Below are 14,214 nucleotides of genomic sequence, written 5' to 3'. Positions count from 1 at the left end.
GCCCATGATTTAAAACCTTCAGATACGCCCGGTTTCTTCACGCAGAACAATGGCACTTTCGCGCACCGTCGGCGTGCTCGAATTCATCGCGCGGCGGATCACAAAGAAAGCGGAAATCAGCATAGTGACCGCCACCAGCATAAAGAAGGCGCACAACGCGGCGTTAATCTGGTTGCTGAACACGATGGTTTCCATGTCTTTCAGCGATTTCGCCGGGGCGATCAGCGTGCCTTGCTCAATTCCGGCAGAGAATTTCTTCGCCTGCGCCAGGAAGCCAATGCTCGGTTTTTCGTGGAAGATTTTCTGCCAGCCAGCGGTCATTGAGGTAATGAACAGCCAGATGGTCGGCAGAATGGTCACCCAGGCGTAGCGCTGCTTCTTCATTTTGAACAGCACCACAGTACCGAGGATCAGCGCCATTGAGGCCAGCATCTGGTTACCGATGCCGAACAGCGGCCACAGAGTGTTAATGCCCCCCAATGGATCAACCACCCCTTGATAAACGAAGAAGCCCCAACCGGAGACCGCAACGGTGGTTCCTGCCAGGTTGCCGATCCATGAACGGTTGTTGGCCAAGCGTGGAATGGCGATACCGACCAGATCCTGCACCATAAAGCGGCAGGCGCGGGTACCGGCATCGACTGCGGTCAGAATAAACAGCGCTTCAAACAGAATGGCGAAGTGATACCAGAAGGCCATCATGGCACGGCTGTTAAACACTTCGGTGATGATGTGTGCCATCCCAACGGCGAAGGTGGGTGCACCACCTGCGCGCGACAGGACTGAGTTCTCACCTACATCTTTGGCGATCTGCGTCAGCATTTCGGGGGTCACCATAAAGCCCCAGCCGTTGATCACCTGTGAGGCATTTTCCACCGTGGTGCCGATCAGCGCCGCCGGGGAGTTCATGGCAAAGTAAACGCCAGGGTCGATCACCGAGGCACAGATCAGCGCCATGATGGCAACGAATGACTCCATCAGCATTGCGCCATAGCCGATAAAACGGATATGGCTTTCACGCTCGATCAGTTTTGGCGTGGTGCCGCTGGAAACCAGGGCGTGGAAGCCGGAAATGGCGCCGCAGGCAATGGTGATAAACAGGAACGGGAACAGTGAACCGGCAAAGACCGGGCCGCTGCCGTCGATAAAACGTGACACCGCTGGCATTTTCATTTCCGGCATGGCGAACACAATACCCACCGCCAGCCCAACGATCACACCGATCTTCAGGAAAGTAGACAGATAATCACGCGGTGCCAGCAGCAACCACACCGGTAGCACCGAAGCGATAAAGCCATAAATCACCAGCACCCAGGTCAGTGTGGTGCCGTGCAGGGTAAAGAACGGCCCCCAATAGGGATGCTGCGCCACGTTACCGCCGTAGATAATTGCCGCCATCATCAGCACAAAGCCGAACAGCGAGACTTCGGCAATCTTGCCAGGGCGGATAAAACGCATGTAAACGCCCATAAACAGCGCGATAGGGATGGTGGCGGCAATGGTAAACAGACCCCATGGGCTGTCTGCCAGCGCTTTCACCACCACCAGAGCCAGCGCAGACAGGATGATAATCATCACCCCCAGCGCACCGAGCATGGTGATCACCCCGGCAAAGGCACCGAGTTCCTGCTTGGCCATTTCACCCAGAGAGCGCCCATCGCGGCGGGTGGAGATAAACAGGATCAGGAAATCCTGCACCGCACCGGCCATCATCACGCCGACCAGGATCCAGATGGTGCCCGGCAGGAACCCCATCTGCGCGGCCAGGATCGGCCCAACCAGCGGGCCAGCACCGGCAATGGCGGCAAAGTGGTGGCCGAACAGCACCCATTTATTGGTAGGGACGTAGTCCAGGCCATCGTTATGGCGCTCCGCCGGGGTGAGCCGACGATCGTCCAGTTCAAACACGTTTTTGGCAATAAACAGGCTGTAAAAACGGTAAGCAATGCTGTAGCAGGAGACTGCGGCGATCACCAACCAAACGGCGTTGACGTGCTCTCCGCGGCTGAGTGCCAGCATGGCGAAAGCGAAGGCGCCGAGTAACGCCACCGCAAGCCAGATAATGCCGGACTTGACGTTTTTCATGTTCCACAACTCCTTGTTGTGCAGAGGTAGATAAAAGTAATGTTTCGTAAGTAAAAGTGAGTCGCAGGTTAAAAATAGGGATTTTAAACGTGAAGAGAAGTCGGTCAGATGAAAACTGTGAACTCGGCGGGTGTTTATTGAAAAAACAAGGTGATGTGACAGGGGAAGTGTTGAACGAAGCACAATAAAAAGGGCGATACCGCAGTATCGCCCTGATAACTATCCGTTCAGTTACGCAACCGGTTTGGCAATCACGCTACGGGTTTCCATGCGCACTTCGGCGATGTTGACCTGCAAAGTATCGCTCTGGCGATAAATCATTTCGCCTTTCACCTGAACCATGCCGGTTTCCTGGCTACACACCAGTTCATCACGCACCGCATGAATGAACGGGGCGGGAATAAAGGCCACCGCGCCGTTTTCCAGCAGGCGTACACGCAGGCCGCCGCGAGTCACATCGATGATTTCCGCCGTGAAGCGCTCATCGGTGCCAGCTTTGTCTTGCAGGAAGCGGGCATACAGCCAATCGCCAACGTCGCGTTCGGCCATGCGGTTCAGGCGGCGGCGTTCAGCCAGTTGCACTGTCACTTCATCCTGCGGCTTGCTGGCCGCTTGCTCGCTGATAATGGATTTCAGCAGGCGATGGTTGACCATATCGCCGTATTTACGGATTGGCGATGTCCAGGTGGCATAGGCTTCCAGCCCCAGGCCAAAGTGTGGGCCTGGAACGGTGCTGATCTCGGCAAAAGTCTGGAAACGGCGAATGCGGCTATCAAGGAACTGGGTCGGCTGCGCGTCGAGATGGCGGCGCAGTTCGCAGAATCCGTCCAGCGTCAGCAGTTTTTCCGCTTCTGCTTCAACGGCGTTGGTCTGCAACACGTTAACCGCTTGCTCAACCAGCGCCGGGTCGAAACCGGTATGCACGTTGTAAATGCCAAAACCGAGGCGATCGCGCAGCACAATCGCGGCACAAACGTTGGCGGCAATCATGCACTCTTCAACGATACGGTTAGCGGTGCGGCGCTGTTCGGTGATGATGTCCAGCACGTCACCTTTTTCGCCGAGCACAAAGCGGTAGTCCGGGCGATCTTTAAATACCAGCGCGTGCTGGTGGCGCCAGGCGTTGCGGTTATCACAGACTTTCTTGAGCAAAGTGATCTGCTGCGCAATGACTTCGCTTGGCGGCTGCCAACCGGCAATGCCGTCCAGCCAGTCAGAGACTTCGTCATAAACCAGCTTGGCTTTGGACTCGATCTCGGCGGCGAAGAAGTGGATATCATTGCTCAAAGCACCGTCTGCGGCGATCGTCACGCGGCAAGCCAACACCGGGCGGCGCTCATGCGGGCGCAACGAACACAGGTTGTCGGACAGATCGCGCGGCAGCATCGGAATATTGAAGCCCGGCAGGTAGTTGGTGAACGCGCGCTTGCGGGCGATATCATCCAGGCTGCTGCCTTGCTCGACGTAAGCGGTCGGATCGGCAATGGCGATGGTCAACTGTAATGTGCCGTCGCCGTTATCCTGCACGTGCAGCGCATCGTCCATATCTTCGGTGCTGGCGCTATCGATGGTGACGAAATCCAGCGCGGTCAGATCCTCTCGCGGCAGAGCGGCGTCATGATCGCCGATGGTGACCATGTCTGGCGCTTCTTTTTCCAGATTATGGCGTGCCAGCGTCACCCACCAAGGGGCGAAATGGTCTTCAGCATCGGTAATGAACTGGGTCAGATCGGCATAAAAACCGCGATCGCCCTTCAGAGGGTGGCGACGCATTTCTGCCACCGCCCAGTCACCGGCCTGGAAGGCATGAGTGACGTCATGCACTGGACGACACTGAATCGCGTCTTTCAGCAAGGGATGATCGGGCACGATGGACAGGCGATCGTCTTTCTTCTGCACCCGGCCGACAAAGCGTGACAGGAACGGCTCAACCAGGGTTTCTGGCTCGGCGATCTCGCGATCTTTTTCGGTATGCAGGGTGGCGACGATACGATCCCCATGCATGACTTTTTTCATGTACGGCGGCGGAATAAAATAACTCTTCTGACCGTCGACTTCTAAAAAGCCAAAACCTTTCTCAGTCCCTTTTACTACGCCTTCAACACGCGGGGTTTGAGAGTGAAGTTGCTGTTTAAGCTGCGCCAGCAGCGGGTTATCTTGAAACATATCGTCCAGTAAATGGGTTGTGAGTGGCAAGATTTGCGGCAGACAGTTTTACGCGAATCACCTGCCGTGGGCAAGCCTAACGTCACGATTTCACTGCGCTGATGTGTGATGACTCGCCAGATCGGCCAACAACAAGTCATTGGCACACCATGGCTATTTTAGCCATGGTGTGAGAACAAGGTCAGACGATACGCAATGCGGGTGCGCTGGCACAGCGGCGGATCGTCACCGGAATGGATTTAGAGGTCGGCGTACCGGTGCCATCGCCAAAACTGGCCAGTGGCACCAACGGATTGGTCTCGGGATAATAAGCCGCCAAGTTGCCCCGTGGGATAGCGTAGCTGACCAGCTTGAAACCGCTGACCTTTCTCACCACGCCGTCATGCCATAGGGTTTCTATTTCCACCAATTCGCCCTCCTGCAAACCGAGCGCCGCCAAATCCTCCGGGTGGATAAACAACACTTCCCGCTGACCATAGACCCCGCGATAGCGGTCATCCAGCCCATAAATGGTGGTGTTGTACTGATCGTGTGAACGCAGGGTCTGTAGCGTAAAAGGCGCGGGTTCCGTGCCCAGGTATGGGAACAGCGTTTCCGGCAGCGCCGCGGCGCTGAACTGTGCCTTGCCGCTTGGCGTGGCGAAACGCAACTCTGCGGCGGCATTGCCCAGATAGAAACCGCCGGGTTGTTCGCAACGCTGGTTGAAATGGTCAAAGCCGGGAAGGGTGGCCTGAATATGATCGCGAATCAGCGAATAGTCATCGGCCAGCGCCAACCAGTCCAGCTTTTCGCTGCCCAGCACCGCATCGGCAATGCCACAGACAATCGCGGTTTCCGAACGCTGCGTTTCCGCCAACGGCCTGCCGATGCCTTCCGAGGCATGGACCATGCTGAAAGAATCCTCCACCGTGATGAACTGCGGGCCGCTGGCTTGCAGATCCAGCTCGGTGCGCCCCAACGTAGGCAGGATCAACGCCTCTTTCCCGGTGACCAGGTGGCTGCGGTTCAGCTTGGTGCTGATATGCACCGTCAGATCGCAGTTGCGCAGGGCCTGGGCGGTGCGCTCGGTATCGGGTGCCGCCGCCGCCAGATTACCACCAAGCGCCAGCAGCACTTTAACTTCGCCACGCAGCATGGCCTCAATCGCCTCCACGGTGTTATGCCCGGCCTCGCGGCGCGGGGTGAAGCTGAAATGCTGTTCCAGGCTATCGAGCAACGCTTTAGGCGCTTTTTCATCAATGCCCATGGTGCGATTGCCTTGCACATTGCTGTGACCGCGCACCGGGCACAATCCTGCCCCCGGTTTGCCCAGTTGGCCGAACAGCAGTTGCAGGTTAGTGATTTCGCGCACCGTGGCTACCGAGTGTTTATGCTGGGTGATTCCCATCGCCCAGGTACAGATAACGCGTTTGGCACCCTGATAAATCGCCGCTGCCTGGCGCAGTTGGCTTTCGCTCAGGCCAGATTGCGCAGTAATTTGCGACCAATCGGTGGCATCCACCTGTGCCAGATAGTCTTCAACGCCGACGCAGTGCTGCTCAATAAACGCCAGGTCGAATAGCCCGGCTTGGCCATCTGCCAGCCGCTGGCGATGCGTTTCCAGCAGCGCTTTCACCATGCCGCGCACCGCCGCCAGATCGCCGCCGAGGTTGGGCTGAAAATAGGCCGAACTGATGGGGGAGGATTTTGGCGTCAGCATTTGCAATGGATCCTGCGGATCGGCAAAACGCTCCAATCCGCGCTCGCGCAGCGTATTGAAGCTGACGATGCGTGCGCCACGTTTCGCTGCCTGTTTCAGACTATGCAACATGCGCGGGTGGTTGGTGCCCGGATTCTGACCAAACACAAAAATGGCATCGGCCTGCTCAAAATCCTCCATACGGATGGTGCCTTTACCCACGCCAATGCTTTGCTTGAGGCCCACGCCGCTGGCTTCGTGGCACATATTGGAGCAATCGGGGAAGTTACTGGTGCCCAGCATGCGGCCAAACAGCTGATAAAGATAAGAGGCTTCGTTGCTGGCACGGCCGGAAGTATAAAGCTCGATCTGATTGGGGTTGTCCATCTGCCGGATGTGTTGCGCAATCAAGGCAAACGCCGCTGGCCAACTGATGGGGTGATAGCGATCGCTGGCCGCGTCATAACGCATCGGGTGGGTAAGGCGTCCCTGATACTCCAGAAAATAGTCGCTTTGCTGCAACAGCGTGCTGACGCTGTGGGTGGCGAAAAAGGCCGGTTCAACCGCATTGCGCGTGGCTTCCCAACTGACCGCTTTGGCCCCGTTTTCGCAGAAGCTGAAGGTGCTGTGGTTATCATCGCCCCAGGCGCAGCCAGGGCAGTCGAAACCGCGTGCTTGGTTAACGCGCATCAGGTTGCGCAGGTTTTTCAGCGGCTGTTTGCTGTCGAACACATAGCGGGTGGTGGCTTCCAACGAGCCCCAGCCGCCCGCCGCGCCGCGATAAGGCTTGATTGACGGTTTGAATTTCATGGTTTTCTTCGCAGGTGATGATTGTTATTAAAAAGTAAGCACTTTTTTAAGCGCTTTGAGTGTTTATGTCACAAGATTAGGGGCGGAAAAGCGGGGCGTCTAATCGAATGGAGCAATGACGGCATAGAGGGCATTTATCGCCAGAGTGATATACTCAACGCAAAATTTATCTCCCAGGCCAATTCATGGATATTAAGCAGCTGATTTACCTGTGTAATCTTGAACGGGAACGCCACTTTGGCCGCGCGGCAGAGGCCAGCTTCGTCAGCCAGCCAACGTTATCCATGCGGCTGAAAAATCTGGAAAAAGAGCTGGGTGTGGCGCTGATCAATCGGGGTAACAATTTCGAAGGATTCACCGCTGAAGGTGAACGGGTGCTGGTGTGGGCACGGGAAATTGTTTCGGTTTATCAGGGGCTGAAGCTGGAGGTGGAATCACTCAAGCATGGCCTGAACGGCACGCTGCGCTTGGGAACCGTGCCGCAGTGCAGTATTGCACTGGCGCAATTGCTGAAAGCGGTCAGTGAGCGTTATCCACAGCTGGATTATCGGGTGGCGGTGATGAGTGCCGATCAACTGCTGGAGGCACTGACTGCCCACACGGTGGATATCGGGATTGGCTTTTTTGAACGGCCCACCCTCAAGGAGTTGCATTTCCAGTCACAACCGCTGGCAGACAGCGGGGTGGAACTGGTGTTTCATCCGCAGCATTTTCCTGAACTGGCTGGCGATACACCACTGGCGCTGGACGCCGTGGCGGCGTTGCCGCTGTGCCTGGCGGAACCGACGCGTTATTTCCGCCGTTATCTTGATCAACACTTCCGCGATGCCGGTCTTGCGCTGCACGTTCGTCTGGAAAGCACGTCGATTTTCCAACTGTTGCAGGGGATTTTTGTCGGGTTGGGCTGCGGGTTGTTCCCCAGCGGTAGCCTGTTGCCGGACATGACGCCACAACTGCAACGGCGGGCGATGGCTATGCCACCGATGGCGCGTCATGCCGCGCTGGTGATTGCCGAACCGGGCCGCGCAACCCCGCTGGCGCAGCATTTCTTTGATGCGGCGCAGGAATGGCTACTGTAATAGGGTTTTAAGGTGACAATGTCACTTTTATCGTAGCGAATAAACCGTGGGGGCAAACAAAGCAGGGCTGAAACTGTTCAGCCCCGTTGAATTATTTCAGTTCCAACTCGTTCATCGCCGCAATGCTGAAACCGCCGTCAACGTGGACGATCTCGCCGGAAATACCGGCCGCCAGGTTGGAACACAGGAAGGCGGCGGTGTTACCCACATCCTCGGTGGTGACGGTACGGCGAATCGGCGTCACGGCTTCGCAATGGGCCAGCATTTTGCGGAAATCCTTGATGCCGGATGCGGCCAGCGTGCGGATCGGTCCGGCGGAGATGCCGTTAACCCGTACCCCTTCAGGCCCCATGGCATTGGCCATATAGCGTACGTTGGCTTCCAACGAGGCCTTTGCCAGGCCCATCACGTTGTAATTGGGAATAGCGCGTTCTGCTCCAAGATAAGACAGCGTCAACAATGCCGAATCGGCGTTGAGCATAGCGCGGCAAGCCTTGGCCATTGCCACAAAGCTGTAGGAACTGATGTCGTGGGCGATGGCAAAACCTTCGCGCGTCACGGCGTTGACGTAATCGCCATCCAACTGATCCGCCGGGGCGTAACCGATCGAGTGGACGAAACCATCAAACGTGGGCCAGCGTTGCCCTAATGCAGCAAACATGGCGCTGATGCTTGCATCCTGCGCCACGTCGCATTCCAGTATCAGGTCAGAACCCAATGCGGCAGCGAATTCTGCCACGCGCGGTTGGAGTTTGTCATTCTGGTAGGTGAAGGCCAGTTCGGCACCTTCACGATGCATGGCCTGTGCGATACCAAAAGCGATGGAAAGTTTGCTGGCAACGCCGGTGATCAGAATACGTTTGCCGGTTAAAAAGCCCATATACCGTTATCCTTGAAGTTTATTTCAGAACCTGCCGCCGTCACGCCGCCAGGCATCGGCGGTGAGTGCCTCACCAAAATGGCTGGCGATCAGGCGCTTGGTGAGCTCGTGCAGCGGAGCTGCCAGCACCTCGGCCGTGCTGCCACGCTCAACGATTTCACCCTCATGCATCACCATCACCTGATCGCTGATATGCTTCATCATGCCCAGATGCTGTGTGACATAAATATATGATATACCGTGCTTTTCCTGCAACTCCAACATCAGGTTAATGATTTGTGAACGCATCGACATATCCAGCGATGCCAGCGCTTCGTCGGCGATGATCACCTGGGGTTGCAGGATCAGCGCACGCGCCAAGGCGACACGCTGTTTCTGGCCGGAGGCGAGCATATGCGGATAATAATAGGCGTGGTCCGGCAGCATACCCACTTGGCGCAGAGTCTGATTGATGCGCACTTCGCGCTCTGCGGCTTGCAGATCGGTATTCAACCGCAACGGCGCATCAAGCAACTGGCCGATGCGCTGGCGCGGATTGAGCGAGGTGCTGGGATCTTGGAAGATCATGCGAATACGCTGGCTGCGGTAGCGATAATCGCCAAACTCCAGCGGGTGATCGCCAATCAGTACCTCACCGGAAGAGGGTTCGATCATGCCGGAAAGCATTTTCGCCAGAGTTGATTTGCCAGAGCCGTTCTCGCCGATGATTGCCAGGGTTTGGCGTTCGCGCAGGGTAAAGCTGACGGACTTCACCGCCTCCACATGCTGGTTGCGGAATAGCCCGGTGCGATAACGGTAAGTTTTGGTCAGATTGCGCACTTCCAACAGCGTTTCCATGTTATTGCTCCTCCATGTTCAACGGGAAGTGGCAGGCAAACAGGTGATTCTTCACCGAGCGCAGGCGCGGGGTTTCAATGCATTTTTTCTGTGCATAGGGGCAGCGTGGTCCCAAGCGGCAGCCGATCGGCAGGTGTTCCAGCGAAGGGATCGCCCCTGGCAGCGTATTCAGGCGGCTTTTATGCGGCAGCGAACGGCCAAAATCCGGCATCGAGCGGATCAGCGCCTGGGTATAAGGGTGGTGCGGGGCGGCGAGCAACTCCTCGCACTGTGCGCTCTCCACCGTTTGGCCGCAGTACAGCACGTTTATCCGGTCCGCCCATTTGCTCATCATCTGCAAATCGTGGCTGATCAACAGGATAGTAGTGTTGTTGTTCTGGTTGAGGCGCGCCAGCAGGCGGAAAATCTGCGCCTGGGTGGTGGGTTCCATAGCGTTAGTCGGTTCATCGGCAATCAGCAACCGTGGCTGGTTGGCCAGCGCAATGGCGATCATCACCTTCTGGCATTCACCCTCGGTCAACTCATAGGGGAAACTGCCCATAATGTCTTTATGATCTTTGATCCCCACGCGGTGCAACAGTTCGATGGCGCGGCGTTTGCGCCAGTTGAACCTTTGCCACCAACGGCCTTTATAGGTCCAGCCGGGAATGGCCTGCGCCAACTGGCGGCCAATGTTTTCGGAAGGATCCAAGCAGGACTGTGGCTCCTGAAAGATCATCGAGACGTTATGGCCCACCAGCTTGCGCCGTTCGCGCGGCGACAGTTGCAGCAGATCGATATCGTTGAAGCGGAAGCGATCGGCCGTAACGCGCCAGTTGTCTTTGGTGACGCCACAAATCGCTTTGGCGATCAGGCTTTTTCCTGAGCCGGATTCCCCCACCAGGCCGCGCACTTCGCCTTCGCTCAGCGTCATGCTGACGCGATCGACGGCTTTGACCGGCCCTTCGGCGGTCATAAATTCAATCGTCAGATTGCGGATATCGAGTAACGGCATTATTCCACTCCCGCATTAATCGCGCGGCGCACGCCATCGCCCAACAGGTTAACCAACAGCACGCTGACCAGAATGGCACCACCGGGCAGCATGACCGCCCAAGGGGCGACGTACATCAGTTCCAGCGAGTCACCGAGCATCGCTCCCCATTCAGGGGAAGGTAACTGGGCACCCAGATCGAGGAAGCCCAGCGCGGCGATATCAAGAATGGCCATCGACAGCGCACGGGTGAATTCGGTCACCAGCACTGCCGCAATGTTTGGCATTACCGCATACCACAGGATCTGTGGCGTTGAGGCACCGTCTAAGCGGGCGGCGACCACATACTCTTTTTCCAGTTCGTCATGCACCGCGCTGTAGATGGTACGCACCATGCGCGGCAGCAGCGCCAGCCACACCGCCAGCATGGCGTGCTCCAGCTTCGGCCCGAGAAAGGCCACCACGATGATCGCCAACAACAGCGAAGGGATAGACAACAGGGTGTCGAGCACATGGTTCAGCACTGCCGAGATCAGGCCACGGGTTACTCCGGCAAACACGCCGAGGATCACGCCAAAGAAGGCGGAGGCAATAGTCACGATCAGCGCGGAACCGAAGGTGGCGGCGGTGCCCGTCAACAGGCGGCTTAGAATATCGCGGCCCAGATCGTCCGTGCCGAGAAAGAATGACACGTTGCCGTAGCGCGACCAGGATGGTGGCAACAGTTGATAACCGAGGAACTGCTGATCCAAAGCATAAGGTGCCAGCAGGCTGCCGAAAATGGACAGTAACAGCAGGGCAATCATGCCGTAAAAGCCAATCATCGCTAGTGTGTCGCCGTAAAAAATCCGCCAGGTGTAGCGCAGCGGGCTTGGCATTTTCTTTTCGCCATAGACGTTATCGAAGGGCATACCATTCCTTATGCTTCAGCGGGTTGGTGGCGGCACCCAGAATATCGGCCAATACGTTGATGGTGATCACCAGCGAACCCACCACCATCACGCCAGCGGAGATTGCCGCATAATCCTGCTGACGGATGGCATTCACCAGCCAGCGGCCCAGCCCTGGCCAACTGAATACTACTTCAGTGATCATCGCCAGCGTGAGCATGGTAGAAAACTGTAGCCCGAGTTTGGGGATAATCGGCGGCAGCGCATTATGCAGCACGTGACGGCGGATAATGGTAAAGCGCGAAAGGCCACGGGTGGCCGCCGCTTTGATGTAGTTCTGGCCGAGCACATCGTCGGTGCTGATGCGCATCAGGCGGATCACCTCGGTGATTGGCGCTATCGCCACGGCGATAATCGGCAGCGCCATATGGCGCAGTGCGCTGGTAATCATCTCAGCGCGATAAGGCGAATCAGAAAGCCAGGCGTCAATCAGCGCAAAGCCGGTCACCGGCTTGACCTGATATAGCAAATCGAAACGGCCCGACACCGGCAGCCAGCCCAGGTGCAAAGAAAAGTACAGCATCAGCAGCAAGGCCAGCCAGAATACCGGCATGGAAAAACCCAGCAGAGCAAAGGTGCTGATGGCGGTGTCCTGCCATTTGCCGCGCATCACCCCGGCGATGATACCCAGCGGGATGCCGATACACAGCGCCAACACGAACGCTAAAATGCACAGTTCCATGGTGGCTGGGAACACTTCGCGCAACTGTTCGCTGATTGCCTGACCGTTAATGCTGGAAACACCAAAATCCCCCTGTAGCAGGCTGACGAAATAGAAGCGATAGGCGTCGAACAGCACCGCACCATTGAGCGGCGCGCGCGGGGTGAAATAGCTCAGGCTGAAGCTGACCAGCGTCAGAAAGAACAGCGTAATCAACAGCAGCAGAATACGGCGCAGGGTAAAGATAATCACTTTTTCACCTCCGCCAGTTCGCGATACACCCCGGCAAACGATGCGTTACCGAATGGGCTCAACACCAAGCCCTTGATGTCATAACGGTAGGCTTGCAGACGCAGGGAAGAGGCCAGTGGCAGCACCGGCAACTGCTGTGCGAGTATCTTCTGCGCCTGCTGATATTTCTCGATACGCTGCGCCAGCTGTTGTGATAACAGCGCGTCCTGTAGCACTTCATCGAAGCCGGGATCGCACCAGTGAGCATAGTTGGTTTGCGATCGGATCGCCGCGCAGCTCAGCAACGGGCGGAAGAAACTGTCTGGGTCGTTACTGTCGGTGGCCCAACCGCTAAGGGTGAGATCGTGGTTCATTTCCATCAGCCGGGCTTCTTGGAAACGGCCTTCTACCGGCACGATGGTGACATTAATACCGATCTGGGCTAAATCCGCCTGGATCAGTTCGGCGGTTTTCAACGGGCTCGGGTTATAGGACTGCGACGCGGTAGGCACCCACAGTTTCATCTCCAGCGGGCCAACCCCGGCCTCACGCAGCATCTCCCGGGCTTTGGCCGGATCGTATTCCGTCACGTGGGCTTCACTATCATACGCCCAGGAGGCGCGCGGCAGCAGCGACGCAGCGGTTTCTGCCGTGCCGTAATAGATTGACTGCATCAGGCGCTGATTGTTGATGGCCAACGAAATGGCTTGGCGCACTTTCAGATTATCCAGCGGTGGTTTGCGGGTATTGAAGGCCAGATAGGCGATATTCATGCCGGGCCGCAGGGTAAGGCGCAAACGGGGATCGTCGCGCAGAATCGAAAGCTGGCTGGCGGCCGGGTATGCCAACACATCGCATTCACCGGTCAGCAGTTTGGATAGCCTGCCGGTGCCCCCGGCACCCAGATCGATCACCACCTGTGACATCCGTGGTTTGCCTTTCCAGTAAACGTCATTACGCGCTAAGCGAATGTATTGCCCGGAACGGTATTCGTTCAGCAGGAACGGGCCGGTGCCGACCGGTTCACGGTCGATCAGCTCTTGCGTACCCGCCAGCGTCAGATTGGCGGCATATTCTGCCGACAGTATCGGGGCGTAGTGGGTCGCTAGATGCCACAGGAAGGAGGCGTCTGGCGCTTGCAGGCGGATCTCGACGGTGTAGTTGTCCAGCTTCTTCACGCTTTGTACGGAATCGGCAAACTGCAAACTGTCGAAGTAGGGGTATTCGCCGCCGTTCACGTCGTGGAACGGATGCTTGTGGTTGAATACTCGCTCAAAGCTGAATACCACGTCATCGGCATTCATTTTACGCGTGGGTTGGAACCAGGCGGTGGTCTGGAAAGGCACGTCGCGGCGCAGATGGAAACGATAGGTCGCACCGTTATCCAGCACCTCCCAGCTTTGCGCCAGTTGCGGGATCAGCCGATAAGTATAAGGATCAACATCCAGCAGACGATCGTACAGCTGGGCCGCCAGCGTATCGACCGTCAGGCCACTGCTGGCCATCTGGGGATTGAAGGTATTCAGGATGCCACTGACACAATACACGAAACCGCTCTGGCGGATATCCGCTGGCGGGGGCACTGGTGGCGTCGAGGCCAGCACTGAGGTTGCCAAGCCACTCAGCGACATTATCCAAAGGGGTAAACCACGCATAGACGCTTCATAAGTTAATGAGCAATAACGTTAGTGTATCGCACTCTGGCAATCTGCCCAATTCCTTGCGTAAAACGGCTGAATTTTGTGCTTTCAGACAGGACTCCTGCCGATGAGAGTTGAGTTAGGAAAACTGATGTTTGATCAATTACTGTACAGGGGTTATATTTTTGCTGCTTTTGTAAATAAAAATATCGAAATGTAACATT

General features: G+C 56.7%; 10 protein-coding genes. 1 reads left to right on the top strand and 9 read right to left on the bottom strand.

Features of this window, described 5'->3' with window-relative positions; all coding sequences use genetic code 11:
- Nucleotides 1-18: 18 nt before the first annotated feature.
- The 3 genes from ACX9GT_RS13395 to ACX9GT_RS13385 form a co-directional block, all read right to left on the bottom strand.
- Nucleotides 19-2,085, bottom strand: coding sequence for a carbon starvation CstA family protein (locus tag ACX9GT_RS13395; RefSeq protein WP_473187260.1), 2,067 nt, complete (start codon nt 2,083-2,085; stop codon nt 19-21).
- 231 nt (nt 2,086-2,316) lie between these two features.
- Nucleotides 2,317-4,251: an exoribonuclease II gene (locus ACX9GT_RS13390; RefSeq protein ID WP_473187259.1), complete on the bottom strand. Its 1,935-nt coding sequence runs from the start codon at nt 4,249-4,251 to the stop codon at nt 2,317-2,319.
- Between the two features lie 181 nt (nt 4,252-4,432).
- Nucleotides 4,433-6,739, bottom strand: coding sequence for an FdhF/YdeP family oxidoreductase (locus ACX9GT_RS13385; protein ID WP_473187258.1), 2,307 nt, complete (start codon nt 6,737-6,739; stop codon nt 4,433-4,435).
- A gap of 185 nt (nt 6,740-6,924) precedes the next feature.
- On the opposite strand from ACX9GT_RS13385, the gene ACX9GT_RS13380 reads away from it, so the two are divergent.
- The gene (locus ACX9GT_RS13380) at nt 6,925-7,818 is read left to right on the top strand and encodes a LysR family transcriptional regulator (RefSeq protein ID WP_473187257.1); all 894 of its coding nucleotides are present in this window, start codon (nt 6,925-6,927) and stop codon (nt 7,816-7,818) included.
- A gap of 91 nt (nt 7,819-7,909) precedes the next feature.
- On the opposite strand, the gene fabI is transcribed toward ACX9GT_RS13380, so the two are convergent.
- Genes fabI through sapA form a run of 6 tightly spaced genes read right to left on the bottom strand, consistent with a single transcriptional unit; the run spans nt 7,910 to nt 14,005 of the window.
- Complete coding sequence (gene fabI, locus ACX9GT_RS13375; protein ID WP_473187256.1) at nt 7,910-8,698, bottom strand: enoyl-ACP reductase FabI; 789 nt, start codon at nt 8,696-8,698, stop codon at nt 7,910-7,912.
- Nucleotides 8,699-8,722: 24 nt separating this feature from the next.
- Entirely contained in the window at nt 8,723-9,535 is an 813-nt protein-coding gene (gene sapF / locus ACX9GT_RS13370; protein ID WP_473187255.1) for a putrescine export ABC transporter ATP-binding protein SapF, read from the bottom strand.
- Nucleotide 9,536: 1 nt separating this feature from the next.
- A complete protein-coding gene (sapD, locus tag ACX9GT_RS13365; protein ID WP_473187254.1) occupies nt 9,537-10,529 on the bottom strand; it encodes a putrescine export ABC transporter ATP-binding protein SapD in 993 nt (330 codons plus the stop codon).
- Complete coding sequence (gene sapC / locus ACX9GT_RS13360) at nt 10,529-11,419, bottom strand: putrescine export ABC transporter permease SapC (protein ID WP_473187253.1); 891 nt, start codon at nt 11,417-11,419, stop codon at nt 10,529-10,531. The genes sapD and sapC overlap by 1 nt, the downstream gene beginning before the upstream one ends.
- The gene (sapB, locus tag ACX9GT_RS13355) at nt 11,406-12,371 is read right to left on the bottom strand and encodes a putrescine export ABC transporter permease SapB (RefSeq protein ID WP_473187252.1); all 966 of its coding nucleotides are present in this window, start codon (nt 12,369-12,371) and stop codon (nt 11,406-11,408) included. The genes sapC and sapB overlap by 14 nt, the downstream gene beginning before the upstream one ends.
- Complete coding sequence (gene sapA / locus ACX9GT_RS13350) at nt 12,368-14,005, bottom strand: ABC transporter substrate-binding protein SapA (protein ID WP_473187251.1); 1,638 nt, start codon at nt 14,003-14,005, stop codon at nt 12,368-12,370. Before sapA ends, sapB begins: the two co-directional genes overlap by 4 nt.
- Nucleotides 14,006-14,214 lie beyond the last annotated feature (209 nt).

The organism is Serratia sp. YWN4 (genome assembly GCF_055790845.1).
Note: the sequence above shows the minus strand (reverse complement) of the source record. Positions and strands in the feature narration are given on the sequence as shown.

Excerpts from the sequence above, each read along its gene's own strand:
- ACX9GT_RS13395 (WP_473187260.1), bottom strand. The coding sequence starts at position 2,085 with ATGAAAAACGTCAAGTCCGGCATTATCTGGCTTGCGGTGGCGTTACTC.
- ACX9GT_RS13390 (WP_473187259.1), bottom strand. The coding sequence starts at position 4,251 with ATGTTTCAAGATAACCCGCTGCTGGCGCAGCTTAAACAGCAACTTCAC.
- ACX9GT_RS13385 (WP_473187258.1), bottom strand. The coding sequence starts at position 6,739 with ATGAAATTCAAACCGTCAATCAAGCCTTATCGCGGCGCGGCGGGCGGC.
- ACX9GT_RS13380 (WP_473187257.1), top strand. The coding sequence starts at position 6,925 with ATGGATATTAAGCAGCTGATTTACCTGTGTAATCTTGAACGGGAACGC.
- fabI (WP_473187256.1), bottom strand. The coding sequence starts at position 8,698 with ATGGGCTTTTTAACCGGCAAACGTATTCTGATCACCGGCGTTGCCAGC.
- sapF (WP_473187255.1), bottom strand. The coding sequence starts at position 9,535 with ATGGAAACGCTGTTGGAAGTGCGCAATCTGACCAAAACTTACCGTTAT.
- sapD (WP_473187254.1), bottom strand. The coding sequence starts at position 10,529 with ATGCCGTTACTCGATATCCGCAATCTGACGATTGAATTTATGACCGCC.
- sapC (WP_473187253.1), bottom strand. The coding sequence starts at position 11,419 with ATGCCCTTCGATAACGTCTATGGCGAAAAGAAAATGCCAAGCCCGCTG.
- sapA (WP_473187251.1), bottom strand. The coding sequence starts at position 14,005 with ATGCGTGGTTTACCCCTTTGGATAATGTCGCTGAGTGGCTTGGCAACC.